Genomic DNA, 24,370 nt, shown 5'->3' with positions numbered 1-24,370 from the left:
TCGCCGCGGGGCCCGCAGCCGCCGGGGACCGCGGCGCGGCGGCCCCGGCGGACGGTCACTGTGCCGGGATGTCGCGGCTGAAGGTGCCCGGAGCCGAACTCCAGGTCCCGGCCTGCCTGGACGAGCTGACCACGGCCGGGACCGTCGCCTCGGGGCACACCGACCCGGCCGACTGGGCGGGGCTGACCCCGGCCGGTCTGAGCGTGCCGAGCGGCGTACCGGGAATCCAGGTCGACGGATACTTCCCGGACTCCTCCACCGGCAACACCGATCACGGCTGGAACCACGACTCCCAGTTCGTGATCCGCCTGCCGGACCACTGGAACGGCGGCCTGGTCGTCACCGGCTCGCCCGGGGTGCGCGAGCAGTACGCCAACGACCGGGCCATCGGCGACTGGGTCCTGGCCCGCGGATACGCCTTCGCGGCGACCGACAAGGGCAACACGGGAACCGCCTTCTACCGCGACGGCAAAGCACCGGGGGATGCGATCGCCGAGTGGAACGCACGGGTCACGCAGCTCAACCGCGCGGCCCGCGCCGTCGTCGCCCAGCGCTACCTGCGGCCGCCCTCCCGCACCCTCGCCACCGGTATGTCCAATGGCGGCTACCTGGTGCGCTGGCAGCTGGAGAACCATCCCGAGCTGTACGACGGCGGCGTGGACTGGGAGGGCACCCTCTGGCGGGAGCAGGGGCCGAACCTGCTCACCTTCCTGCCGCCGGCCCTCGCCGCCTACCCCCGCTACGCCGCGGGAGGCGCGGGGGCGGAGCAGGCCCGCCAGGAGCTGCTCGCCGCCGGATTCCCCGCCGGATCGGAGTTCCTGTGGCCCTTCCACCACCAGTACTACTGGGACCTGACCCAGCGGATCTACCGCGAGGAGCTGGACCCCGGCTATGACGGCCGGCAGGAGGCGGGGACCCCGTTCTGCGCGCCGGGCACCCCCGCCTGCGACGCGGACTACGACTACCGCCTGCGGCCCGGGAGCGTTCACGAGGCGGTGGCGAAGATCTCGCTGACGGGCCGCATCGGCAAGCCCCTCATCACGCTGCACGGCACGCTGGACGTCCTGCTGCCCATCAGTCAGGACTCCGACGTGTACGCGCGGATGGTCGCCGACGCGGGCCGCGGCCCTCTGCTGCGGTACTACCGGATCGAGGGAGGAACACACGTCGACTCCTTGTTCGACGCCTTCCCCGGCGAGCTCCGTCCCCTCGTCCCGTGTCACCGCTCCGCCCTGGCCGCCCTGGAAACCTGGCTCGGCCGCGGTGTGCCGCCGCCGGCCGGCCGCACGCTGCCGCGTCCCCCCGCCGGCGAGGATCCGCTCACGAGCTGCCCGCTCACCGCGTAGCCGCGGATCCGGACGGGCCCGGGGGCCGGTCCGGGCGTCAGGTGGGCGGGGCGGCGGGGAATTCGGGGGCGGGGCGGGTGGCGTAGCGGGCCATGGCGGTGACGTGCGCCTGCGGGGTCAGCGGGTGTCCGCCGGCGAGCATGCCCTGGAGGTCGCGGAAGTACTGTGCGTACCGGCCGGGGGTGAACGTGCTGAGCATGACGGCCGGCTCGTCGGTGACATTGGCGAAGGTGTGCGGGGCGCCGGGCGGGACCACGACGAGCGTGCCGGCGGGCGCGTCGTGGCTGTCGGGGCCGACGGTGAAGCGCACGGTGCCGGAGAGGACGTAGAAGCCCTCGTCGTGCTCGGCGTGGCGGTGTTGCGGCGGTCCGGGGGTGTGCGGGGCGAGGACGGACTCGGCGAATCCGATGCGGTGCCCCGTGGTGCCGCCGTCCTCCAGGATGCGCATCACGGTGGTGCCCAGGACGATCTCCTCTCCCTGGCCGGGGAGGACCACGGACACGGCGGGGTCGGCCCCGGGGTGTCCGGCAGGTGCGTGTGCTGTCATGTTCCGATTGCAGCTCCGGGGCCCGGTGCCCGTCCAATACCGTCTGGAGGGTCCCGATACCGGCTGGGTATCGTGGCCGGTCATGGAGCTGAGAACGCTGGGCTATTTCGTCGCCGTCGCCGAGGAGCTCCACTTCGGCCGGGCCGCCGCCCGGCTGCACATGAGCCAGCCGCCGCTGAGCCGGGCCGTCAAGCGGCTCGAAGCGGACGTCGGGGCCGTCCTGCTGGACCGCTCGGCCGGCGGCGTCGCGCTCACCGCGGCCGGGGCGGCGCTGCTGGACGAGGCGCGCGCCCTGCTGGAGCGGGCCGAGCGGGCGCGGGTGCGGGTGGCCGCCGTGGCCGGCGCCGGCACCCTCACGGTCGGCATGCTGAGCGACCAGGCCGACCCGGGCGCCCGCCGGCTGGCCGCCGCGTACCGGCGGCGCCATCCGGGTGTGGAGGTCCGCGTCCGCGAGACCGGCCTGGCCGATCCGACGTGCGGGCTGCGGGCCGGGCTCGTCGACGTCGCCCTGACCCGCGGGCCGTTCGACCGGACCGGTCTGACGGTGCGTGAGCTGCGCGCCGATCCCGTGGGGGTGCTGCTGCGCGCGGACGACCCGCTGGCGGGGAGGGCCCGCCTGGAGCTGCCCGAGCTGGCCGGCCGCCGCTGGTTCCGGTTCCCCCCGGGCACCGATCCGCTCTGGCAGGCCTACTGGAACGGTGGCGAGGAGCGCGAGGGGCCCGTCGTCCGGGCGGTGCAGGAGTGCCTTCAGGTCGTGCGGTGGAACGGGACCGTCGGCCTGGCCCCGCTCGGGCACGCCCCACCCGAGGGGCTGGTCCTGGTGCCGCTGGCCGGCATGGCTGCGAACCCCGTGGTGGTGGCCTGGCAGCGGGGCGAGACGAACCCGCTGGTGACGGAGTTCGCCCGGATCGCCGTGGCGGCGTACCGGGGGTGAGGGGCGGGCGGGCGGTTACGAGTCGTGTCCGTGCTCCTCGTTCCCTTCCTTGTCCCGTTCCTTGGTCCGCCCCCTGTTCCGCTCCTTGCTCCGCTCCTTGTTCCGTTCCTGCCGGTCCCGGAGCCCCTGCGGTGTCCTGCCCCCAACGAGCCTGCTTGCCTCGGGGTGCACGGGGTCCGGGCCGGGGTGGGCGCTGGTCTGCTCCTCGCGGCCGATGCCGGGGGCCTGCCGCTTCTTCTCCATGCCGCCGGCCGCTTCCGCTTCGTGCCGTGTGCCGCCGTCCATGACGCAGCTCCTTTCGTCGACCGGTGGCGTATACCCACATCGAGCCGCCCCACGTCCGCGGCCTGCGGCCCGCGGCCGACCCGAATACGGATGAAGGTGATGAAAAGCACTGATAGGAGGGGCCTCCACTGGGTAGGCCGTGTGGGTACGAGGCCGGAGCGGCGATACGGAGGAGCGAAGGATGTCGAACGAGCGAGCGGGGCAGCGGGCGCGGGCGGAGGACCTGGTCGACGTGTCCCGGCTGGTGACCGCGTACTACGCCCTGCACCCGGACCCCGCCGATCCGGCCCAGCGCGTGAGCTTCGGTACCTCGGGGCACCGCGGGTCGTCCCTCGCCACCGCGTTCAACGAGGACCACATCGCCGCGACGAGCCAGGCCATCTGCGAGTACCGGGCCCGGCAGGGCGTGAACGGGCCGCTGTTCCTCGGGGCCGACACGCACGCGCTGTCCGAACCGGCCCGGGTGACGGCGCTCGAGGTGTTCGCGGCCAACGACGTGGACGTCCTGATCGACACGGCGGACGGCTACACCCCGACGCCCGCCGTCTCCCACGCCATCCTCACCCACAACCGCGGACGCACCGGCGCCCTGGCCGACGGGGTGGTCGTCACTCCCTCGCACAACCCTCCGGGTGACGGCGGGTTCAAGTACAACCCGCCCCACGGCGGACCCGCCGGATCGGACGCCACCGGCTGGATCCAGGACCGGGCCAACGAGATCATCGCCGGCGGCTCGAAGGAGGTCCGCAGGCTCCCGTACGCGCGGGCCCTCGCGGCCCCGGCCACCGGGCGGTACGACTTCCTCGGGGCGTACGTCGGCGACCTGCCCTCCGTACTGGACCTGGACGCCGTCCGAGCGGCCGGCGTGCGCATCGGCGCCGACCCGCTCGGCGGCGCGTCGGTCGCCTACTGGGGGCGCATCGCCGAGGAGCACCGCCTCGACCTGACCGTCGTCAACCCGGAGACCGACCCCACCTGGCGGTTCATGACCCTGGACTGGGACGGGAAGATCCGTATGGACTGCTCTTCCCCGTACGCGATGGCCTCGCTGATCGAGGACCGGGACCGGTTCGACGTCACGACTGGCAACGATGCCGACGCCGACCGGCACGGCATCGTGACCCCCGACGGCGGCCTGATGAACCCCAACCACTACCTCGCCACCGCCATCGACTACCTCTGCCGCCACCGCGCCGGATGGCCGGTCTCCGCGGGCATCGGCAAGACCCTGGTGTCCTCCGGGATGATCGACCGGGTGGCCGCCGACCTCGGCCGGGAACTGGTGGAGGTCCCGGTCGGTTTCAAGTGGTTCGTCGACGGCCTGGCCGGCGGCACTCTCGGCTTCGGCGGAGAGGAGTCCGCGGGGGCCTCCTTCCTCCGCCGCGACGGGTCCGTGTGGACCACCGACAAGGATGGCATCCTCCTCGCCCTGCTCGCCTCCGAGATCCTCGCGATCACCGGGCAGAGCCCGTCCGAGCGGTACGACGCGCTCACCGCCCGGTTCGGCGCGCCCGCCTACGCCCGCATCGACGCACCGGCCACCCGGGAGGAGAAGGCCGTCCTCAGCCGGCTGTCCCCGGAGCAGGTCACGGCCGACGCCCTGGCCGGCGACGCGGTGACCGGCGTGCTCACCAGCGCGCCGGGCAACGGGGCGGCGTTCGGCGGGATCAAGGTGACCACCGAACACGCCTGGTTCGCGGCCCGCCCCTCGGGCACCGAGGACGTGTACAAGATCTATGCAGAATCGTTCCGGGGCCCCGCGCACCTCGCCGAAGTCCAGGAAGCGGCGCGTTCGGTCGTTGCCGCCGCCCTGTCCTCCTGAACCGGAGCGGGGGGCACATGGGGCGAGCCGCACGGCGCGCCGCTCGCTCCTCGGGTGCTGTCCGGGGTGGTTGCCGGGCCGCCCTCGGGGCAGGAGCGGCCACGGGAATCGGAAGAGGGGGTTTCATGTCCGACGAAACAGAGGCCGTGGTCGAGGCGGAACTCGAGCCGCACGAGCCGTCTCCGGGCGAGGTCGCGGCCCGCGACCGGGTACGGAGGGAGGCCGTCGGCATGACCCACCATCAGGCGGCGGCCGCGCTGGAGCGTGTCCAGGCCGCCTTCGACAGCGCGGCCGAGGCCGATGCGCCCCTGCGGGCGGCTCTGGCGGAGTGGCACCGGATCACCGGACTCCTCGCCGGTCACGGCGGGCCGTACACCCCCGAAGCCGACCCCTACGCCCAGGGCCAGCTGACCGCGCGCCACCGCTGACCCGGCCCGGCGGCGGAGCAGCATTCGGCGAGCTGTCCCCGGTCACGCGCCCCGACAGCGCCGTTGACCGTCCTCAGGGCATGTGTGCCAGTACCTACTGGGAGGCGCCTATTCCGGTGGATTCCGCGAACGCCCGGGAACCTGCATCCCCTGAAAATCCCGATGGGAAGCTTTCTTCCTGGAGGGATGATCTTCTCATGGACAGGATTGTTGATCTTGACGAGGCGGCCGCGGTTCTGGCCGGACGGGCGGTGGGCTGGCGGTCGGCTGGTCTCGAGGTGGGCCCGGTGACCTGGAGGGATGCCGAGGCCGTCTGGCCCCAGCCCCTGGAGACCGACAGGGCCCGGGTCCGCGATCCCGACTCGGTGGGCGTGGCCGTGGTCGGGCCGGGAGAGGCCGAGCTGTCGGTCGTGCTGTTCCGGGGCGGGTGGGCCGACGTGGACTTCTTCGACGGCCTCGACGACTGGGGTCCCCTCCCGGCCTCGGACATCACCTCGGCGGTGGACTTCGAGGCCCGGATGGATCAGTGGGTCTCCCGTGTCTTCGGGGTCTGCGGCGGCGCCCAGTGAGTGCTGGTCCGGGTCGGTGAGGGTGTCGGTGGTGCCGCCGAGGAGCAGGGTGAACAAGCCGTCGACGGTGGCCGGCCCGGAACCGTGAGACCCCATCCGATGGTCTGGGTCTCGGATGCCCGCAGGTGCAGGTGGTGCGCCCACGCCGAAGGGCCGGTAGAAGCCGCCGGAGGGCCAAGGGCCGACCGGGTTCGCGGCCACGGATCAGCTGCGGTTCAGGTCGGTGTGCAGGACGTGGTGGTCCGAGTAGGGGCTGGGGCGGACGCGGTGGGTGTGCGGGGTGGGGCCGCGGAGGAAGACGTAGTCGAACTTGAGGTTCCAGTCGGTGGTCGGCGTACAGGGGGCGCCGGCCGTCGGCTCGGGGCGGCAGGCGGGGTCGGTGTCCGCGGCGAGGGGCCACATCGGGGCGAGTTCGGGCGCGGTCGGGACCGCGTTGAAGTCGCCGAGGACGATCGCGCGGTCGTGGCGGGCGACTTCCGCGGCGAGCACCCTCACCTGGCCCGCCCGTACCCCTCCCTGCCGGCGCTCGGCGAGGTGGGTGTCGAAGACGCGGACGGGCCGGCCGGCCACCAGTGTGGTGACGGCCAGGTAGCCGCGGTTCTCGGAGCCGCCGTCGGGGTAGGGGACGCTCTCCCGGTCCGTCATCGGCGCCGCGGACAGGATCGCCTGGCCGAAGCCGCCCGGCCGCCAGGGCAGGCCCCCGCAGCGGTTCCAGTTCCGCAGGACCGTTCCGTACTCGACGTGGTAGACCAGCCCGTAGACCTCCTTGAGGTAGGTGCGGATCTCCTCGACGTCTCGTACGCACGCCTCTTGCAGGCCGATGACCTGCGGGGCGGAGGTGGCGATCTCCGTCGCCCGGCCGAAGTTCCGTCCGCTCCCGCCGCACGGATTGCAGATGTTCCACGTGGCGACCCGTTCCGGTACGGCCTCCCCGGGGGCGTCGAACGGCAGCCGGCCGGCCAGGGAGGCCCCGCTGCTCGGTGCGGCACTGGGGCCCAGGAGCAGCAGCATGCAGACCGCGGCCATCACGCCCGCGGCCCACCGCGCGCCCCTTTCCCGCACCATCGCCGCCTCCCCGGAGTGGAACCACATGATCACACGGCGTCCTCGACGCACGATCGAGGTGCTGTCGCGGCGATCGGATCAGTCATGCATCGCGCCGCGGACGGCGAAGGCGGACGCGCCTTCGCGCACCACCCGGCCTCGTCGACGTTCGCCAACCGCACAGGTGGCCGACGCCCGAGCTGCCGCTCGCCGAGCCGGAGGCCCGGGCAGCGGTCGCGGCGGCGGCGGACTCTCGCCAACTCATGCGAAACGATGGGAACTTGAAGCACTCATCAGTAACATCCGACCGGCCAGTGGCACTCCGTCCGAGAAGCCCCCCTCGAAAGGGTCTCCTGCATGCGCCGGACCTCCCGCTTCGCCCCCGTCGCCCTCGCCGCGGCGGCCCTGCTGCTCGGTGTCCTGCCCGTGCGGGCCGAGGCCCGGCCGGCGCGCGCCCCCGACCGCGTCACGGTCGGTGACCGTACCTTCATCGCCGACGGTCAGGGCCGTGCGCTGCAGTGGCGCGGCTTCAACCTCGCCGACAAGAGCGGCCGAGGCGCCGACGCGTTCGCCGACATCCACGAGAGCGACCTCAGGGACATGGCCGCCCGGGGCTTCAACCTGGCGCGCCTGGCGTTCTTCTGGGACGACCTCGAGCCCGCCCCCGGGCACTACGACCGCGGGTACCTGAGCAAGATGCGGCGGATCCTCGACTGGGCCGACCGCTACCACGTCAAGGTCATCCTCGATGCCCACCAGGACGTGTACGGGCCGCACTTCGGCTCCCGTGGCGTTCCCGACTGGGCCACCCGCGACGACGGACTGCCGTTCACGCCGGTACCCGAGGACTGGTTCTCCGAGTACTTCGAGCCGTCCGTGCAGGCCTCCTTCGACCACCTCTACAAGGACGCCGACCTGCGCGCCGCGCACGCCCGGATGTGGATGACGGTCGCCTCCGCCCTGGGCGGGCACCCGGCGCTGCTCGGATACGACCTGATGAACGAGCCGTTCGCGAAGTTCCTGGGGGGCGAAGACCTCCCCGCCGCCGCGGGCCGTTTCGAGGCCGGCGAGCTCACCGAGATGTGGAACCGCCTCGCGCGGGCGGTCCGCCTGGCCGACCGCACGTCGTGGGTGTTCGTCGAGCCCACCGTCATCGTCGGTCTCGGCGTGCCCACCCGGTTGGGACGCATCGACGACCCGCACGCCGGGTACGCGCCGCACTTCTACGAGACCGCGATGGAAACCGGCGGCGACTACGATCCCGACGGCACCTTCATCCCCGCCTACGAGGCCGCGATCGGCGACTATCCGGCCCGCAACCGCATGCCGGTGATCGTCGGCGAGTGGGGCGGCAACCCCTACGTTCCGCACGCCGCCCGGTTCGTCACCGACATGACGGCGTCCCTGGACCGCTTCTCCAGCGGCTGGACGTGGTGGCAGTGGTGCCGGGGCGGCGGCTACTGCTTCCTCGACCAGACGGGATCGGCGAAGCCCAACGCGCGGCTCCTCGTCCAGCCCTACGCGCCGGCCGTCGCCGGTGACCCGCTCGGCCTCGCCTACGACCCCGCCACGCGTACGTACGCGCTCACCTTCCGCACCCGTGACAACGCCCAGGGGCCCACCCTGATCAGCGTGCCCGAGGACACCTACCCCGCCGGATTCCGCGTCACGGTCGAGGGCGGCAAGGCCAGGTGGAACGGCCACGGCCAGACCGTCACGGTGGACGCCCACGGCAAGGCCGGAACCACCTACAAGGTCACGGTCAGGCCGAAGTAGCGTCAGGCGAAGCGGCCGCTGCTCACCGGGCCCGAGGAACGGATCCGCTCGCGCGGGCCGTCCGCCCACAGCCCCGCCGCGCGGGTCGCGAACGCGGCCAGGGCGGCGTCCGGGTCCTCGGGGGTCTGCCCGTCGCCCTCCGGCGGGGCGGGGTCCGCCGCCAGGATCGCCTCGGCCAGTTCCTCCGCCGGCCGGCCGTCGGGCTCCCCTTGCCCGGGCCGGCCGTCCTCGGAGAGCCGCAGGCCGGGCTCCCACGGAGCGGTCACGCTCTGCACCAGCAGGGTGCAGACGTCGGCCGTCGCCCCGGGCGTCTCGGTCCAGCAGGTGGCGTGCTCGAAGAGCAGCTCGCCCGGCGCCCGCTCGGTCAGCGCGGCCACCGTGTCGGGGTCGCACGCGGTCAGGTCGTACGCGACCACCAGCACGTCCGGGGTGCCGGGCCGGTAGGGGGAGGCCGGGACACCGAGCAGCCGGGCCGCCGCCAGGCCGAGCGCCCGGCTGCCGCGGTCCGGCAGCAGGCCGACGGAGGCGGGCTTGCGGCCGGTGGCGTCCAGGACCGTCCGCAGCCGCTCCAGGCCGTGCCGGCAGGAGTCGAAGTCGTCCCGGAGGTAGGCCCAGCGGCCGGTCATGCCCTGGTCGTAACCGTGCGGGGAGAGGGTCAGGAGCAGCCCGCCGGTCAGCACGTAGTGCCAGCCGCGCAGGTCCTGGGAGCCCTTCGGCGGCAGGGCCGCGGCGCGGTCGAGCATCCGCCCGACGCGTCGGCCCGGACCGGCCCAGACGCCCTCGGGCTCCGACAGGCCGTCGAACACCTGCCGGGCCGTGTCGATGTGCCCGGCCATCAGCGCGTTGTAGACCGTCAGGTAGCGGTCAGGCCAGTCCTCCATGAGGGAGTCGTGTTCCCGCAGGAGTGCCAGGGCGTCGGAGTGGCGCTCGAGCTGCTCCAGTGACGTCACCAGTTCGAGGAGCACCCTCCGGGGCGCGAGCCGCGCATCGGTCCGGGCCTTGGACCAGCGGCGGAAGAGTCCCCCGGTGCGCTCCGGCGCGGCCGGCTGCGCCAAGGTCAGGCGCAGTGCCTGCCGCAGCGCGGGGGCGGCCAGGGCGGGGAGCCCGCGCTCGACGCACGCGTAGCCGAACCGGTACAGGCCCTCGGCCTCCGCGGGGCGTGCCGCCAGGTCTGCCGAGGCCTCGGCGAGGTCCGTGAATCCGGCGCCTTCGGCCAGCTTGGCCACCAGCGGGGCGATCTCTGCGGACGCGATCTCTTCGGCGGCGAGCCGCAGGGTCCGCATCGACTCCTGGGGGTCGCCGGATGCGAAGAGTTCCCAGGCCTTGGACAGTTCGCTGCTCATGTGTCTCCGGGGATCGGGGGCGAATCCCCTGGATGATCGCTGGCACCCGGCCGTCCGGGCAACCTGTTGTGCGGCCCGTGGTGGAGCAGGTCGTGTCCGGGTGCCGGTCAGTCCTTCTTCAGCTCCTGGGCGAGCATCACGATGATGCCGCTGGGGCCGCGGACGTAGGTGAGCTTGTAGACGTCCTCGTAGGTCGCCACGCCGCGAAGCGGGTGGCATCCGTGCCGTGCCGCGGTCTCCAGGGCCTGGTCGATGTCGTCGACCGAGAAGGCGACGCGGTGCATGCCGATCTCGTTGGGGCGGGTCGGCTGCGTCTCGATCGCTTCGGGGTGGATGTACTCGAAGAGTTCGAGGCGGCCTTGGCCGTCCGGTGTCTGGAGCATCGCGATCTTGGCGTGGTTGCCGTCGAGGCCGACGGCGGTGTCGGTCCACTCGCCGCTGACGGTGTCACGGCCGATGACCGTCAGGCCGAGGTCGGTGAAGAACGCGATGGCTGCTTCCAGGTCGCGGACGGCGATGCCGACGTTCTCGAGTGTGATGGGCATGCGGCGCATGCTACCGAGCCGGGGTGGGCCTCGGCCGTCCCCCGGCCATCGGCGTCCGGAGCGTGTCCGCACGGAACGGAACGGAGCGCGGTCCGCGGCCGGTTCAGGGTGTCGGGATGCGGGCGGCCGCCAGGACGAAGGCGTGGCCCGCCGGGTCGGCGTAGCGGCGCTGCGTCGTCCTGCTGCCGGCGGCGTGGTCGTTGCCCTCCGCCGACACGGGACGCGCTCCCAGGGCCACGGCTTCGCGCTCCGCCTCGTCGAGCGTTTCCGGCGTGACGAGTATCCGCAGGTGGGGCTGCTCGGGGCCGTCAGGGAGCGGCCAGCTGGGCGGTACGCGGTCGGGGTCACGGCGGATCCCGAGCACCGCGCCCGCGGGGCCGGCCACGAGGAGGAGGCCGGGTTCGCCCTCGGCCGGGGCGGTCCGGGCGCCCAGCAGGGCGGCGTAGAAGCGGGCCAGGGCTTCGGGCTCCGCGCAGTCCAGTACGAGAACGCTTGTCTTGGGTACCGTCATGAACCCCGTGTGCCCGGTGCGGCCGTTCGTATACGTGACGTGCTGCCCGGGTTCGCACGCGCCCGGCTCCCCGGTGTCTGCCGGGGAGCCGGGGCCGTGTCCGGGGCCGTGTCCGGGGCCGGGGCCAGGGGCCGTGTCCGGGGCCGTCAGGGTCGGCGGCCGCGGTGGGCCCTACGGCTGCCGGTTCAGAGGGGGCGGCCGCCGAAGGGAGCGCCCGGGAGGTAGTAGGCGGCCAGTTCGTCGTGGTAGTCGGTGTTGCCGAGGTGCTTCTCGCGGTGGAACTCGGGGGCGTTCTTGATCTGCTCCTTGGTGCGGTCCACGTAGATCTTCTCCTCGTCCACGTCGATGCGCGAGATGGTGCCGGCCGGCAGGAGGACTTCCCTGCCGAAGATCCACACGCCGGTGTCGACCACGATCCAGGCGGAACCTGCCTCGTCCGAGTGCTTGTCGACCTTGCCGATGCTCCCGTCGACGGCCTCGACCTTGAACCCGCGGAGGTCCATGCCGTGCGGCCGGCCCGCGGATTCGCCGTAGTTCCAGAAGTTCTCGGTCATGAGGGGTGTCCTTTCGGGTGGTTGGTTGCTGACCTGTCTCCTTTCCCGGCTGCCCCGTCCGCCGGATCTCACACGGGCCCGGGACGCCCGGTGTCGTCGGGGGTGTCCTGGCCGGTCAGGGCGGTCAGGATCCGGTCCGGGGTCAGGGGCAGCTGGCGCAGGCGGCGGCCGGTGGCCTGGCTCACGGCGTTGCCGATGGCCGCGGCGGCGCCGACGATGCCGATCTCGCCGATGCCCTTGCTGCCCATCGGGTTGAGGTGCTTGTCGTGTTCTTCGATCCAGTGGGCCTCGATGGCGGGGACGTCGGCGTTGACCGGTACGTGGTAGGCGGCGAGGTCGCGTTCCGCGAAGTCGCCGAACGCCGGGTCCAGGGTGGCGTGTTCGGTCAGGGCCATGCCCAGTCCCATCACCATGCCCCCGATGAACTGCGAGCGGGCCGTGCGCGGGTTGAGGATGCGGCCGGCGGCGAAGACGCCCAGCAGCCGGCGGACGCGTGCCTCGCCGGTGACCGTGTCCACCTGGACCTCGGCGAAGTGGGCTCCGAACGCGTGCCGCGCGTAAGGGGACTTCTGCTTCGCCGACTGGGTGGTGTCGGCGGACGCGGAGAGCCCCGTGCCGGGCAGCGGGCCGTGGTGGCGGGCCAGCCGGTCGGTCAGGGCGGTGCAGGCGTCGTGCACCGCCCAGCCCCAGGACGCCGTCCCGGCGGAGCCGCCGGCGACGGGGCCGGCGGGCAGCGCGCTGTTGCCGAGGGACAGTGCGACGGCGTCGAGCGGGACGCCCAGGGCGTCGGCGGCGATCTGGGACAGGACCGTGCGGGCGCCGGTGCCGATGTCGGTGGCGTTGACCTCGACCAGGTAGGTCCCGTCGGGCCGGGCGTGGGCCCGGGCGCCGGCCGGGGCGATGTACACGGGATAGGTGGCCGCGGCCATGCCGCTCCCGACGAGCAGCGGCCCCTCCCGCCGGGGCGGCCGGCGGCCGGGCCAGCCGAAGCGCGTCGCGCCCTCGCGCAGGCACTCCACGAGGTGGCGGCTGCTGAAGGGGTGGCCGCTGTCGGGTTCGGTGGCCGCGTCGTTGCGCACCCGGAGCTCGACGGGGTCCATGCCGAGGGCGTCGGCGAGCTCGTCCATGGCCGACTCCAGGGCGTACATGCCGGGGGTCTCGCCGGGGGCGCGCATCCAGGAGGGGGTGGGCAAGTCGAGGGCCGTGACACGGTGGGTGGTGCGGCTGTCCCGGACCGCGTACATCACCCGGGCGGGTACGGCGGCCTGCTCGACGAACTCGCGCACCTGTGAGGTGTGGGTGGTGACCTCGTGGGTGAGCGAGGTGAGGGTGCCGTCGGGGCGGGCGCCGAGGCGGACGCGGTGCAGGGTGGGGGCACGGTGTCCGACGATCGCGGCCATGTGCTGCCGGGGCAGGGCCACGGTGACGGGGCGTCCGCAGTGCCGGCTGGCCATGACGGCGAGGACGAGGTGGGGGCGCGGCGTGCCCTTGGAGCCGAATCCGCCGCCGACGTGCTCGGCGAGGACGGTGACCCGCTCCTGCGGAAGCCGGAACAGTCCGGCCAGGACGGCGCGCACCACGGTGGTGCCCTGGCAGGAGTCGTGCACGGTGAGGTGGCCGCGGGCGGCGTCCCAGTCCGCGGTGGCGGCGTGCGGTTCCATGGCGTGGTTGTGCAGGGGCGGCACCGAGTAGCGGACGTCGACGCGTACCGGGGCGGCGGCGAACGCCGCGTCGGGGTCGCCGTGTTCGCGGTGGGCGGGGTAGCCGCCGTTGACTTCCTCGGGGGTGTACAGGCCCGGGTGTCCCTCGCGCAGGGTGACGTCGTGCGGCTCCGTCTCGTAGCCGACGCGCACCGCGTCGGCTGCGGCCCGGGCCCCCTCCAGGGTGTCGGCGACGGCGAGCGCCACGTACCAGCCGCGGTGCGGTACCCGCAGGTCCTGGAGCACCTGGAGGGTGGGGTCGTCGGAGGGGCCCAGGCGCGGGGCGTCGTAGGGGGTGAGGACGCCCAGTACCCCTGGCAGGGCGAGGGCGGCGGCGGTGTCGACGGAGGTGATCCGGCCGCGGGCGATGGTCGCGGGCACCGGCCAGCCGTAGGCCCGCCGGGGCAGGTTCTGCTCGGCGGCGTAGCGGGCGGTGCCGGTCACCTTGTCGTGGGCTTCGCGCCGCGGGACGGGGGCGCCCAGGGAGGTCCGGGCGGCGGTGTCGAGGGTGGCGGAGGTGGGGCTCATGGTGTTCCTGTCCTGGTCGGTGGCTCCGCTCACGCGGTGGCGGGGGGACCGGGGCGCGTACCGGCGAGGGTGGCGATGGTGTCGCAGGCGAGGTTGCGGGCGAGGGGGATCTTGTACGCGTTGTCGCGCAGCGGCTGCGCCCGGCCGAGTTCCGCGTCGACGGCCGCGCGGACGGTGGCGGGGTGCGGCGCGGCTCCGGTCAGCAGGTCCTCGGTGGTGGTGGCCCGCCAGGGCCGGGGGGCGAGGCCGCCGAAGGCCAGGGCGCACCGGCGGACGCGGCCGTCGCCGGGATCGAGGTCGAGGACGACGGCGACGGAGGCGAGGGCGAAGGCGTACGAGGCGCGGTCGCGGGCCTTGCGGTAGAGCGAGCGGGTGCCGGGCGCCGGGGCGGGCAGGAGGACGCCCGTGACGATCTCGCCGGGGCGGACGACGGTGTCCTGTTCGGGGTGGTCGGCGGGCAGCCGGTGGAGTTCGGCGGCTGGGACGGTGCGGGTGGTGTCCGGTCCGCCGTACAGCTCGACTTGGGCGTCCAGGGCGGCGAGGGCCACGGCCATGTCGGAGGGGTGGGTGGCGATGCAGTGTGCGGAGTGCCCGAGTACCGCGTGGTCGCGGTGGATTGCGTCGCGGGCTCCGCAGCCGCTGCCGGGTTCGCGCTTGTTGCACGGCTTGGAGGGGTCCTGGAAGTAGGCGCAGCGGGTGCGCTGGAGCAGGTTGCCGCCGGTGGTGGCGACGTTGCGCAGCTGGCCGGAGGCGCCGGCGAGGAGTGCCTGGGCGAGCACCGGGTAGCGGGCGCGTACCCGGGGGTCGGCGGCGAGGTCGCTGCCGCGGACCGTGGCGCCGACGCGCAGGGCACCGTCGGGGAGCTCGGTGATGTCGTCCAGGGGGAGGCGGGAGATGTCGATGAGGGCGGTGGGGGTCTCGACGCCCAGTTTCATCAGGTCCACGAGGTTGGTGCCGCCGCCGAGGTAGCGGGAGCCGGGGTGCGCGGCGTGGGCTTCGGCGGCCTCTCGGAGGCTGGTGGCGCGCACGTAGGCGAAGGGCTTCATACGATCGCCTCCGCGCCGGTCCTGGTGGCCGCGGCGTCGGCGCCCGCTTCGGCCACGGCGCGCACGATCGCCGGGTAGGCGCCGCAGCGGCAGAGGTTCCCGCTGAGCCGTTCCCTGAGCTCCGGCGCGGTCAGTGCGACGGGCCCTGCCTGTGGAGCGGGGGCGGTGACCAGCGAGGGGTGTCCCGCTGCGGCTTCGCGGAGCGCGCCGACGGCGGAGCAGAGCTGGCCGGGGGTGCAGTAGCCACACTGGAACGCGTCGTGTTCGATGAAGGCGCGCTGGAGCGGGTGGAGGGATCCGTCCGGTGCGGCGAGGCCTTCCACGGTGGTGATGGCGCAGCCGTCGAGGGTGACGGCGAGCAGCAGGCAGCTGTTGGCGCGCCGGCCGTCCACGAGGACGGTGCAGGCGCCGCACTGCCCGTGGTCGCACCCCTTCTTGGAGCCGGTCAGGTCCAGGTGCTCGCGCAGGGCGTCCAGGAGGGTGACGCGGTGGTCCAGGTCGAGGTCGCGGCGGACACCGTTGACGCGCAGGCTCACGCGGGAGCGTGTCCCACCGGGGGCGGCGTCGTCCGGGGTGCCGTGCGCGGGCTGGGGTGCGGGCGGGTCGGTTGCGTGGGCCACGGCGAGCTCCCTTGTCGTCCGTTGGGGGAGGAACCTCCGTCCCGCCGTCCAGCCTGGCCCCTCGCGGGCCCGCGCACGGCCCGCGCCCCCGGCGGTCTGCGCGGGCCTCCCCCGTACGGCCGACGGCGGGCGGCCCTTCGAGGGCCGTCCGGGGGTGGCGGGGCCGTCCCGGGGGACGCCGCCGCCACCGCGTACGTGCAGAGCGCGGCGGGGCTCCTTGCATCACCATCAACGGAGGTGCCGTCCCCGCACCGGCGGACTCCGGCCGGCCGTGTCCCCGCCCGGGTCTTGGGAGCGGTGCTCGTGGGCATCCTCGGGCCATGGCCCTGAAAATATCCTGGCTGAACCGAGCCGCCGCCCGAGCCGGTCTCGCCGTCGCGTACTGGTTCCCCGAGGAGGCCGGCGGGACCGAGCCGCCCGTCCTGGACGGGCTCGGCACCTCACGCCTGTCGCGCACCGGAGTGCGGGTGGACGGCGACCCGCGGGAGCTGGCCGCGTGGAATGCGGCCGCTCTCGTCTACCTGCGTGAGCTCGTTCCCGCCGTGGAGGAACTGGAGCGGGTCGAGGACCGGGTCCGGCCGTGGCGCAGGCGGCTGGTGGGCCGGCGGTGGGCGCAGGCGGCCTACGGGAGGGCCGAGGAGGCGTTCCTGGACCGGATGGGGCCGGCGGCCGCCGCCTACCGGCCGGTGCGCGAGGCCGTGGAGCGGCGCATCGCCGAACAGGAGGCCCAGCGCGCCGAGGCGGGCCGGCGCGCCTACCGGGAGCAGCAACGGCGGCTGGAGGAGGCCCGGGCGCGGTTCGAGGAGTGGGAGTGGCGCCAGGCGGCCGCGGACCGGCCGCTCCCGGGCGGGAGCACTCCGCGTGAGCTGGCGGTGAGGGGCGAGACGCCTCCGGCGTGGCCGGCGGAGCTGCGGGAGACGGTCGGTGACGTCGACGCCTGGTGGCGGCGCGTCCACGCCTCGGTCCGCAACGGGCGGGCGCGGGAGGAAGCCGTACGGACGGTGGTCGAGGCGATCACCGCGGCGGGGGCGGCCCTGGAGGCCGCCGGCCGGCCCGGCATCAGTGCCGTCAAGGACAGGCCGCACGAGGCGCGCCACGGATGGTGGGTGCACTTCGACTGGTCCGGCCTGCCCGAGCCCACGTGGCTCAGGACGCCGCCGGGGATGCCGACGGGACACCTGTACGCGGGGCAGTGGCGCGACAACGACTTCCATCCGGCCCGGATGCTCCTGGTGCCGGGGCCGTCCGGTGCCTACGGTCTGGCGCTCGTGTCCAGCGAGAGCGTCGCGAACGGGATGGCGACCCTGTACAAGTGGCGGGACTGGGAGTCCGACCGGTTCGCGCGGGCCCTGGTCCCCGACCGGCTCGCCCACCACACCTCCCACACGTCCGAGGTAGCGGTGCGCCTGCCCCTGGCCGACCACGCGGATCCGGCCGTCTACGTGCCGTACGCCGAAACGGTCGCACGCCGGGCGGCCGAGGCCTTCCGCGCGGTCGTCACCGACGCCGCCGGGTAAGGGGCGCCCGCGCGACTCCGCAGACCTCGCCCGACGTGCCGCTACATGACGTGCCGCTACATGGGGTCCATGGTGGCGCTCTCCGGGCCGTGCAGCTCCTCGAGCTTCTGGCGGATGTGCAGGGCCTTGTCGGTCAGCCGCCGGCGTTCGTCGGGGTCCGTGGAGCGCTGGGCCGCCCGTTCGAGCTCCTCGGCCTTCTCCCGGATGTGCCGGACCTGTTCGTCGGGCCGGCTCTCGCTGCTCATGGTCTCCTCCGGTACGGGTCGGGTCTGGGCGGGCCTCCACTGAACCACCCGGGGCGACCCCTTCTCGGGACCTCTGCCGTGGCGTTCGTGGTCTTCACCGGAACAGCCGGGGGCGCGGGACGCCCTCCCGTGGCGGGGTGCGGGTCATCGGCGGGCCGGTGGGGGCGTCGGGGCAGGGGTCCAGGCGGTTTCGAAGTACGTGACGCGCTCGTCCTGCCCGGCCGGCCGCATGCCGGCCGCCGTCATGACGTGGTGGGAGGCGAGGTTGTCGTGGTCGGCATCGCCCTTCACGCGGGTGATGCCCCGGGACCGGGCCAGTCGCAGCAGCGCGCGGAGGGCTTCCGAGGCGTATCCGCTGCCGCGCGCCGACGGGACGAGGCCGTAGCCGATGGTGACGGTGCCCTCCGCGTCCGCGGGTCCGTGGAAGCCCACGCCGCCGATCGCCCGGCCGTCCGGGCGCAGGCGGATCTCGTAGTTGCCGAAGGGCCCCGGATCGCCGGTTTCGGCGCAGGTCCTCAGGAAGCGCCGGGCGGCGAGCACGTCCCCGTCGGTCGGGTACCCCGCCGCCCATCGGGCACCGCCGCCGGGCGAACCCGCCACGACCCGCTCGGCCTCGGCCACGGTCATCGGGTGCAGCACGAGCCGCGCCGTCACGAGTTCGTCCATGGAAGCAAGTTCGTCCATGGAAGCGAGGAGTATCACGCGGGACGGCCGGACCGCACGGGGATTACCGGGCCGCGAGGAGGAGGGCGCGGTGCAATCGGAGCCAGGAGCGTTCCGCGGTCGTTTCGGCCGCGTCGCCGCGGGCCGGGAACGTCGCCCACGCCTCCTGGCCCAGGCCGCCGAGGCGTTCGGTGCGCGCCGCCTCGCGGGACCGGAGGGCGTCCAGGGCGTCCAGGACCGCCTCCGGGTGTGCGCCGTAGGCGGTGCACAGGGTTTCGCCGTCGCCGCCGTAGGTGCCGGGGGCGCGCGGGGCCCGGGTGAAGCCCGCCGACTCCAGGCGGGAGAGGAGGGCCTGCACCGCGGGCGTCCACGGGCCGGCGGGGCGGCGTACCGTCTCGCCGACCCGTCGTACCGTCGTCACGCTGCCCCGGTCCGTCGCTCCGTCCTCGATCACCGGGCCGGCTTAGGCGGCCCGCCGGCGGGCCAGCAGGTGGGCGTCGAGGAAGCCGCGCTCGGAGGCCGGGTCGTGGAGCAGCCGGGCGAAGACGGTGAGGCCGGCCCCGGCCAGCAGGTCGGCCAGGCGGTCCGCGGGCCAGCTGTAGGCCGGGGTCACCTTGTGGTCGAAGCGGACCGGGTCCGGGCCGCCGGTCCCGAAGAACGAGACCAGGAACAGGCCCCCGGGTGCCAGGACGCGCGCCTGTTCGGCGAGGAGGGCGGGCAGTTCCTCCGGCGGGGTGTGGATCATCGAGTAGTGGGCCAGTACACCGCCCAGGGCCCCGTCCTCGACCGGGAGGGCTTCCATCCGGGATTCCTCGAAGCGCAGTGCCGGATGGGTCCGCCGGGCATGGTCGACCATGCCCGGGGAGAGGTCGAGGCCGAAGGCGTCCACGCCCAGGTCGTGCAGCATGGCCGTCAGGTGTCCGGGCCCGCAACCGACGTCGGCCGTCCGCAGGTTCCCCGTCGCGCGCACCAGCTCGGCGAAGGTGGCGATCACGGCCCGGGCGAAGGGCTGGGTCTCCAGGCGTCGGTCGGCGAACATCGAGGCGTAGAGCTCGACGACCCCGTCGTAGGCGGCCCTGGTCTCGTCCTGGTGTTGCGGCACGGAGGAGAAGCTAGCAGCCGCTGTCACGGTGCTGCCGTGCCCGGTGCCGCGCCCGGTGCCGCGCCCGCGGCGGCGCCGGGCGCGCCGCCGGTCACGCCCCGGCCGTACGCGTCGCGGACGCGGAGCCCGCGACCGGGTTGCCCGCCCAGGCGGTGCCCGCCGGGAGGGTCTCGCCCCGCATCACCAGGGAGGCGGGGCCCACGGAGGTGTGGGCGCCGACTGTGCTGCCGGGGAGCACGACGCTGTGCGGGCCGAGCGATGCTCCCGCGTCCAGTCGTACGGTGTCCATGCGCATGATGCGGTCGTGGAAGAGGTGGGTCTGCAGGACGCAGCCCCGGTTGACCGTGGCCCCGTCCCCCAGGGTGACCAGATCGGTCTCCGGGAGCCAGTGCGTGTCGCACCACACGCCGCGGCCGATCCGCGCCCCGAGGGTGCGCAGCCACCAGTTCAGCACCGGCGTACCGGTGAAGGGGCCGGCCAGCCAGGGCACGGCGAGGGATTCGACGAAGGTGTCGTACAGCTCGTTGCGCCAGACGAACGGGGTCCACAGCGGGTGTTCGGCCACCCGGAACCGGCCGACCAGCAGCCACTTGGCGGCGGTCGTCGTCAGCGCGGCGGCCACCCCGGCGGCCAGCAGCAGCGGTACCGCGGCCGCCGCCGCCCACAGCGGCCCGCCGGCCAGCAGGGCGTCCTGCTCCCCGAGGAACACGCCCTCGGCCAGCAGCAGTCCGCAGACCAGCGGCACCAGCCGGCACAGTTCGACGGCGGCCCGGGCGACGACCAGGCGCCGGGGCGGGGCGAAGGTGCGGCTCGCGTCGACGGCCGGGGCGGTGCGCGGCAGTTCGAGGGCGGGCCGGCCCAGCCAGGAACTGCCGGGGGCGGGGTCGGCCGGGGCGTCGGAGAGGACGCCGACCAGGGCGCCGTCGGGGACGTGCCGGCCGGGGCCCACGATGGCGGAGTTGCCGACGAAGGCCCGGCGGCCGATCCGCGCCGCGCCCAGGTGCATCCGGCCGTCCCGGAGTTCGTAGGGGGCGGCGAGGGTGTCGTCGGCGAGGAAGGCCCCGTCGTCGACGCGCAGCAGCGAGGGCAGCGGGAGGACGGTGGAGATCTCGGTGTTGCGGCCGACCCGGGCGCCCAGCAGGCGCAGCCACAGCGGGGTGGCGAGGCTCGCGTAGAGAGGGAACAGGCTGCTGCGGCAGCCGTCGAGGAGCCGGTGGACCAGCCATGCCCGCCAGGCCACGCCGCCGTCGGCGGGGTGGCTGCCGGGGGGGATCCGGCGGCCCAGGAGACGGACCACCAGCGCGACCAGGGCGATCCAGCAGAGCGTGGCCACGAGGACGGAGGGCGCAGCGGCGAGGACCAGGCGCCCGGCGACCTCGCCGAGCGTGGTGCGGTCCTTGACGAGCTGGTAGGTGGCGAGGAGCACCGGCAGCGCCGCGACGGCCGGCAGCAGGGGCAGCAGGAGCAGTGAGAGCGCGTAGGCGGCCCTCCAACGGCGCCGCCCCCGCGGCCGGGCCGCCGTGCGGAGGGGGTTCCGGCCGGCCCCGGCTCCGGTCCGGAGCCCGGCCGGGGAGCCGTGCCAGGTCTCGCCCGGCGGGATCCGGCCGTCGAGGCAGGCTCCCGCGGCGAGTTCGGCGCCCTCGCCGAGCTCCGCGCCGGGCATCACCACCGCGCGGTGGCCGACCCGTGCGCCGGCCCCGATCCGGACGGTCCCGACCACCAGCCGGTCCCCGTCCAGCCACCACCCGCGGACGTCGGCCTCCGGCTCCACCGCGCAGCCGGCTCCGAACTCGGCGAGCCCGGTCACCGGCGGCATCGCGTGCAGGGCTGCTCCCGGTCCGGTGGCGCAGCCGAGGGCGCGGGCGTACCGGGCGGCCCACGGGGTGCCGAGCAGCGCGGAGACCCCGAAGACGGCGACGGCCCGTTCGGCCGCCCAGAGCCTCAGGTGGGTGCGGCCGCCGCGCGGATGCACGCCCGGGCGCACGCCCCGGGTCAGCAGCCGTGCGGCGAGGGTGCCCAGGGCGAACCGGGAGGGGGCGGCGAAGAGCACGAGCCAGCCCGTCAGTACGAGCCACCAGGGGGTGTACGGGGTCCACACGTGCGGGGTGAGCAGGCCGATGACGTTGTCGAGGCCGGCCAGGACGACCACCCCGCGCAGGCCGGTGACGGTGTAGGCCGCCGTCTGCGTGAGGAACTGGACCAGGCCGGCCCGGCGCGGGACGGGACGGACCGGGGGCCGCGGGTCCCGGCCCGCGACGAGGGTGCCGGCGTGGGCCGCCATGTCCCGCAGGACCGGCCGCCGGTAGAGGTCGGCCACCGAGATGCCGGGGTGGTCGGGGCGCAGCGCGGAGGCGAGCCGGGCCGCGCCCAGGCTGGTGCCGCCGAGGGTGAAGAAGTCGTCGCCGGGGCCCGGGCGGACGCCGAGCTGGTCCTCCCACAGGGCCGCCAGCCGGGCCTCGGCCGGGGTCAGCCGGGCCGGGGGTGCCGGGTCGGCGGGCAGCGGCCAGGGCAGGGCGTCCCGGTCCACCTTGCCGGAGGTGCGGGTGGGCAGCTCCGGCACTTCGGCGAGGAGCGGGACGAGGGCGGCCGGCAGGAGCCGGGCGAGCTCCTCGCGGGCGCTGTCGCGGACGTAGTCCGGGCCGGGCACCACGTAGCCGACGAGGATCCGCCCGCCCGCCGGGGTCTCGCGCAGCGCCGAGGCGGCCGCGCGCACGCCGGTCAGCGCGCTCAGCGCGGCGTCGATCTCGCCGGGCTCCACCCTCCGGCCGCCGATCTTGACCTGGTCGTCGGCACGGCCTGCGAACACCAGGCCCTGCGGGTCGGCCCGTACGAGGTCGCCGGTGCGGTAGGCGCGGTCGGTGCCCAGGGCCGGGCAGGGCCGGTAGCGCTCGCGGTCCTTGGCGGGGTCGAGGTAGCGGGCCAGGCCGGCGCCGGCGACCGCCAGTTCGCCGACCTCCCCGTAGGGCAGCGGCTCGCCCGCCTCGTCCACGACGGCCAGGTCCCAGCCGTCGAGCGGCAGCCCGATCCGTACGGGTTCGCCGGGGCGCAGGCGGGCGGCGCAGGCCACGACGGTGGTCTCGGTGGGGCCGTAGGTGTTCCACATCTCGCGGCCCGCCACGGCGAAGCGGTCCACGAGCTCCGCCGGGCACGCCTCGCCGCCCACGATCAGCAGCCGGACCCGGTCCAGGGAGCCGGGCGGCCAGAGCGCGGCCAGGGTGGGCACCGTGGAGACCGCGGTGACACCCCGCTCGGCCAGCCAGGGTCCGAGTTCGTGCCCGGCCCGGACGAGCGAGCGGGGCGCGGGGACCAGGCAGGCGCCGTGCCGCCAGGCCAGCCACATCTCCTCGCAGGAGGCGTCGAAGGCCACGGAGAGTCCCGCGAGGACGCGGTCCCCCGGTCCGAGCGGCCGGTCGGCCAGGAACAGCCCGGCTTCGGCGTCGACGAAGGCGGCGGCGCTGCGGTGACGGACCGCCACCCCCTTGGGGAGGCCCGTGGATCCGGAGGTGAAGATGATCCAGGCGTCGTCGCCCGGCAGGACGGGGCGCGGCGCGGTTCCCGGGCCGCTCCCGAGGGGCGGGACCGCGCCGGGTGCGATGGCGGCCCCCTCCCCCAGGACCAGGCAGACGCCCGCCTCGCGGAAGACCGTTGCGGCCCGCTCCTCGGGGTCGTCGGCGTCCACGGGTACGTAGGCCGCGCCGCAGCGCAGGACCGCGAGCACCGCCACGTACAGCTCCGCCGTGCCCGAGGGGACGCGTACGCCGATCCGGTCGCCGGGGCCCGCCCCGGCCCGGCGGAGCAGCGCCGCCAGGGCCTGCGCCTCGGCGGCGAGGCCGCGGTAGTCGAGGACCCGGTCGCCGGTGTCCAGGGCGGGGGAGCTCGGGTGTGCGGCGGCGGTGGCGTCGAAGACGTCGAGGAGGGTGCGCGGCGGGTGGGCCGGGGCACCGCGGAGTACGGCGGCGTCGCGGGGGCGGCTGCGCGGGTTCGGGACCGGGGGGAGGTGGTGGCCGGAGGGGAGGGTTGACATCGGCAGGGCCTCGGTTTCACGTGCTGGGGGGTGTGCGGTCCGCCGCTCCGGGGAACAGTAGCCGCACGCCTGCACAGATACCGCCGAGCCGCCCGCGGTTCACCCGTCGCGGGTCGCTGTCCTGAGCGATCGAACAGGTCCCGGCTCCTCCCATGGCCTGGTCAAGTCGCCCGCCGCGCACGGGACCGTGTGGCCGTCGCCCGCGTGTCAGGGCAGGTCCGGCGGCCTCCCCTTGATCAGGATTTGGCCGACTCATGGCCCGGTGTTCGGTTCCGGCGTCCCCCGTTCGACCGCCCGGGCGGAACGGGGGGCGGTCGGCGGTCGGCGGTCGGCGGTGGGGCTGGCTGTCAGGCGGACGGGCCGCGGCCGGGGCCGCGCGAACCGCTCGGGCGGGGGGCCGGGGTGACGCCGTGCCGGGCCAGGCACTGGCGGTAGGCGTCCGGCGAGGTGGCGCCCGGCGAGGGCGCCGTGCCGGCGGCGCCGCCGGAGCCGGAGGCGCAGCCCGCGAGCAGCAGCCCGGACGCCGCGAGGAGTACGGCGGTCAGGGCCGCCCGGGACGCGGGGCCGGTGGTGGTCCAGGGCATGTCCGTGGTCTCCTCGGGGCCTCGGTTTCACCGGCGGCCCGTGCACACCGGCGACCGGGACTGAACCGTACGGACGTGGGAGCGGGCCGGGCGTCGCCTGGGAGTTGTCTGGGAACGGGCGGGGGTTCGGGGGCCGTGGCGGCCCGACGGGCGAGCGTTACGCCCCGTTCGTTGCCGTACGTTCCATTCATCCGGGCCTGCGGCTCCCAGGGAACTCCCAGGAAGTTCCCAGGACCTCCGAAGTGCCGGCGGCCAGCATCCCCTCCATGAAGGTGCTCCCCCGGCGGCGCAGGGCCGTCCTCATCAACTCGACGCTCGCAGTGGCCGTCCTCGCGGGCGTCGGCGGCGCCTACGCGGCGGTGACCAGTGGTGCCGGCGCTCCCGCTCGCGGCGGTGCGCGGACCGCCACGGTCACCAAGGCGACCGTCCTCGCGACCGTCTCCGGTTCGGGTTCCCTGAGTTCGCCCAACGACGCCGGGGTGAACTTCGCCACCGGCGGCCGGCTCACCGAGGTGGACGTCAAGGCGGGCGACAAGGTCACCGCGGGACAGGTGCTGGGGAAGGTCGACGCGACCGCCGCCAAGGAGACCCTGGCCCAGGCCGAGGCCGCGCTGACCGCGGCGCAGGCGAACGTCAC

Annotated in this window: 23 protein-coding genes and 1 pseudogene; 8 read left to right on the top strand and 16 right to left on the bottom strand. The window is 74.8% G+C overall.

Features of this window, described 5'->3' with window-relative positions:
* Nucleotides 1-68: 68 nt before the first annotated feature.
* Nucleotides 69-1,346, top strand: a complete 1,278-nt coding sequence (locus B4U46_RS33135) for a 3-hydroxybutyrate oligomer hydrolase family protein (RefSeq protein ID WP_107438371.1) — start codon at nucleotides 69-71, stop codon at nucleotides 1,344-1,346.
* 37 nt (nucleotides 1,347-1,383) lie between these two features.
* Here B4U46_RS33135 and B4U46_RS33130 read toward each other — a convergent pair whose 3' ends face one another.
* Nucleotides 1,384-1,893 (bottom strand): cupin domain-containing protein, encoded by a 510-nt coding sequence (locus tag B4U46_RS33130; protein WP_079431273.1) that lies wholly within the window; start codon nucleotides 1,891-1,893, stop codon nucleotides 1,384-1,386.
* Between the two features lie 82 nt (nucleotides 1,894-1,975).
* Here B4U46_RS33130 and B4U46_RS33125 point away from each other — a divergent pair, with 82 nt between their 5' ends.
* Nucleotides 1,976-2,827 carry a LysR family transcriptional regulator gene (locus tag B4U46_RS33125; protein ID WP_079431272.1) on the top strand — a complete coding sequence of 284 codons (852 nt, stop codon included), beginning with the start codon at nucleotides 1,976-1,978 and terminating at the stop codon, nucleotides 2,825-2,827.
* Between the two features lie 15 nt (nucleotides 2,828-2,842).
* On the opposite strand, the gene B4U46_RS33120 is transcribed toward B4U46_RS33125, so the two are convergent.
* Entirely contained in the window at nucleotides 2,843-3,112 is a 270-nt protein-coding gene (locus B4U46_RS33120) for a hypothetical protein (RefSeq protein WP_079431271.1), read from the bottom strand.
* A 181-nt stretch (nucleotides 3,113-3,293) separates the two neighbouring features.
* Between B4U46_RS33120 and pgm the strand changes: the two genes are divergently transcribed.
* The 3 genes from pgm (at nucleotide 3,294) to B4U46_RS33105 (ending at nucleotide 5,931) form a co-directional block, all read left to right on the top strand.
* Nucleotides 3,294-4,934, top strand: a complete 1,641-nt coding sequence (gene pgm / locus B4U46_RS33115) for a phosphoglucomutase (alpha-D-glucose-1,6-bisphosphate-dependent) (RefSeq protein ID WP_079431270.1) — start codon at nucleotides 3,294-3,296, stop codon at nucleotides 4,932-4,934.
* A 125-nt stretch (nucleotides 4,935-5,059) separates the two neighbouring features.
* The gene (locus B4U46_RS33110) at nucleotides 5,060-5,362 is read left to right on the top strand and encodes a hypothetical protein (RefSeq protein ID WP_079431269.1); all 303 of its coding nucleotides are present in this window, start codon (nucleotides 5,060-5,062) and stop codon (nucleotides 5,360-5,362) included.
* A gap of 197 nt (nucleotides 5,363-5,559) precedes the next feature.
* Nucleotides 5,560-5,931 carry a hypothetical protein gene (locus B4U46_RS33105; RefSeq protein WP_237293224.1) on the top strand — a complete coding sequence of 124 codons (372 nt, stop codon included), beginning with the start codon at nucleotides 5,560-5,562 and terminating at the stop codon, nucleotides 5,929-5,931.
* Between the two features lie 204 nt (nucleotides 5,932-6,135).
* Here B4U46_RS33105 and B4U46_RS33100 read toward each other — a convergent pair whose 3' ends face one another.
* Nucleotides 6,136-7,023: an endonuclease/exonuclease/phosphatase family protein gene (locus B4U46_RS33100; protein ID WP_237293403.1), complete on the bottom strand. Its 888-nt coding sequence runs from the start codon at nucleotides 7,021-7,023 to the stop codon at nucleotides 6,136-6,138.
* 309 nt (nucleotides 7,024-7,332) lie between these two features.
* On the opposite strand from B4U46_RS33100, the gene B4U46_RS33095 reads away from it, so the two are divergent.
* The gene (locus B4U46_RS33095) at nucleotides 7,333-8,751 is read left to right on the top strand and encodes a cellulase family glycosylhydrolase (RefSeq protein WP_079431268.1); all 1,419 of its coding nucleotides are present in this window, start codon (nucleotides 7,333-7,335) and stop codon (nucleotides 8,749-8,751) included.
* Between the two features lie 2 nt (nucleotides 8,752-8,753).
* On the opposite strand, the gene B4U46_RS33090 is transcribed toward B4U46_RS33095, so the two are convergent.
* From B4U46_RS33090 to B4U46_RS33060, 7 genes are all read right to left on the bottom strand, one after another.
* Nucleotides 8,754-10,094, bottom strand: a complete 1,341-nt coding sequence (locus tag B4U46_RS33090) for a hypothetical protein (protein ID WP_079431267.1) — start codon at nucleotides 10,092-10,094, stop codon at nucleotides 8,754-8,756.
* A 107-nt stretch (nucleotides 10,095-10,201) separates the two neighbouring features.
* Nucleotides 10,202-10,639, bottom strand: coding sequence for a VOC family protein (locus B4U46_RS33085; protein WP_079432158.1), 438 nt, complete (start codon nucleotides 10,637-10,639; stop codon nucleotides 10,202-10,204).
* 103 nt (nucleotides 10,640-10,742) lie between these two features.
* Nucleotides 10,743-11,150, bottom strand: a complete 408-nt coding sequence (locus B4U46_RS33080) for a VOC family protein (protein WP_079431266.1) — start codon at nucleotides 11,148-11,150, stop codon at nucleotides 10,743-10,745.
* A 185-nt stretch (nucleotides 11,151-11,335) separates the two neighbouring features.
* Complete coding sequence (locus tag B4U46_RS33075) at nucleotides 11,336-11,704, bottom strand: PRC-barrel domain-containing protein (RefSeq protein ID WP_079431265.1); 369 nt, start codon at nucleotides 11,702-11,704, stop codon at nucleotides 11,336-11,338.
* 68 nt (nucleotides 11,705-11,772) lie between these two features.
* Nucleotides 11,773-13,932 carry a xanthine dehydrogenase family protein molybdopterin-binding subunit gene (locus B4U46_RS33070; protein WP_079431264.1) on the bottom strand — a complete coding sequence of 720 codons (2,160 nt, stop codon included), beginning with the start codon at nucleotides 13,930-13,932 and terminating at the stop codon, nucleotides 11,773-11,775.
* A gap of 29 nt (nucleotides 13,933-13,961) precedes the next feature.
* Nucleotides 13,962-14,978 carry an FAD binding domain-containing protein gene (locus tag B4U46_RS33065; RefSeq protein ID WP_079431263.1) on the bottom strand — a complete coding sequence of 339 codons (1,017 nt, stop codon included), beginning with the start codon at nucleotides 14,976-14,978 and terminating at the stop codon, nucleotides 13,962-13,964.
* On the bottom strand, nucleotides 14,975-15,598 hold the full coding sequence (locus B4U46_RS33060; protein WP_079431262.1) for a 2Fe-2S iron-sulfur cluster-binding protein: 624 nt from the start codon (nucleotides 15,596-15,598) through the stop codon (nucleotides 14,975-14,977). The genes B4U46_RS33065 and B4U46_RS33060 overlap by 4 nt, the downstream gene beginning before the upstream one ends.
* A gap of 320 nt (nucleotides 15,599-15,918) precedes the next feature.
* Between B4U46_RS33060 and B4U46_RS33055 the strand changes: the two genes are divergently transcribed.
* Nucleotides 15,919-17,115, top strand: a complete 1,197-nt coding sequence (locus tag B4U46_RS33055; RefSeq protein ID WP_079431261.1) for a hypothetical protein — start codon at nucleotides 15,919-15,921, stop codon at nucleotides 17,113-17,115.
* Between the two features lie 56 nt (nucleotides 17,116-17,171).
* Here B4U46_RS33055 and B4U46_RS33050 read toward each other — a convergent pair whose 3' ends face one another.
* The 6 genes from B4U46_RS33050 to B4U46_RS33025 form a co-directional block, all read right to left on the bottom strand.
* On the bottom strand, nucleotides 17,172-17,360 hold the full coding sequence (locus B4U46_RS33050) for a DUF6381 family protein (protein WP_079431260.1): 189 nt from the start codon (nucleotides 17,358-17,360) through the stop codon (nucleotides 17,172-17,174).
* 144 nt (nucleotides 17,361-17,504) lie between these two features.
* Entirely contained in the window at nucleotides 17,505-18,026 is a 522-nt protein-coding gene (locus tag B4U46_RS33045) for a GNAT family N-acetyltransferase (RefSeq protein WP_079431259.1), read from the bottom strand.
* A gap of 61 nt (nucleotides 18,027-18,087) precedes the next feature.
* A complete protein-coding gene (locus B4U46_RS40130; RefSeq protein WP_079431258.1) occupies nucleotides 18,088-18,477 on the bottom strand; it encodes a hypothetical protein in 390 nt (129 codons plus the stop codon).
* 9 nt (nucleotides 18,478-18,486) lie between these two features.
* Entirely contained in the window at nucleotides 18,487-19,125 is a 639-nt protein-coding gene (locus B4U46_RS33035; RefSeq protein WP_079431257.1) for a class I SAM-dependent methyltransferase, read from the bottom strand.
* Between the two features lie 91 nt (nucleotides 19,126-19,216).
* Nucleotides 19,217-23,149 (bottom strand): Pls/PosA family non-ribosomal peptide synthetase, encoded by a 3,933-nt coding sequence (locus B4U46_RS33030; RefSeq protein WP_079431256.1) that lies wholly within the window; start codon nucleotides 23,147-23,149, stop codon nucleotides 19,217-19,219.
* A gap of 347 nt (nucleotides 23,150-23,496) precedes the next feature.
* The gene (locus B4U46_RS33025) at nucleotides 23,497-23,733 is read right to left on the bottom strand and encodes a hypothetical protein (RefSeq protein ID WP_079431255.1); all 237 of its coding nucleotides are present in this window, start codon (nucleotides 23,731-23,733) and stop codon (nucleotides 23,497-23,499) included.
* Between the two features lie 266 nt (nucleotides 23,734-23,999).
* Between B4U46_RS33025 and B4U46_RS40720 the strand changes: the two are divergent.
* A pseudogene (locus tag B4U46_RS40720) lies at nucleotides 24,000-24,290 on the top strand (hypothetical protein); the annotation flags it as partial.
* Nucleotides 24,291-24,370 lie beyond the last annotated feature (80 nt).

Origin of the sequence: Streptomyces katrae (genome assembly GCF_002028425.1) — a bacterium.
GTDB lineage: Bacteria > Actinomycetota > Actinomycetes > Streptomycetales > Streptomycetaceae > Streptomyces > Streptomyces katrae_A.
Note: the sequence above shows the minus strand (reverse complement) of the source record. Positions and strands in the feature narration are given on the sequence as shown.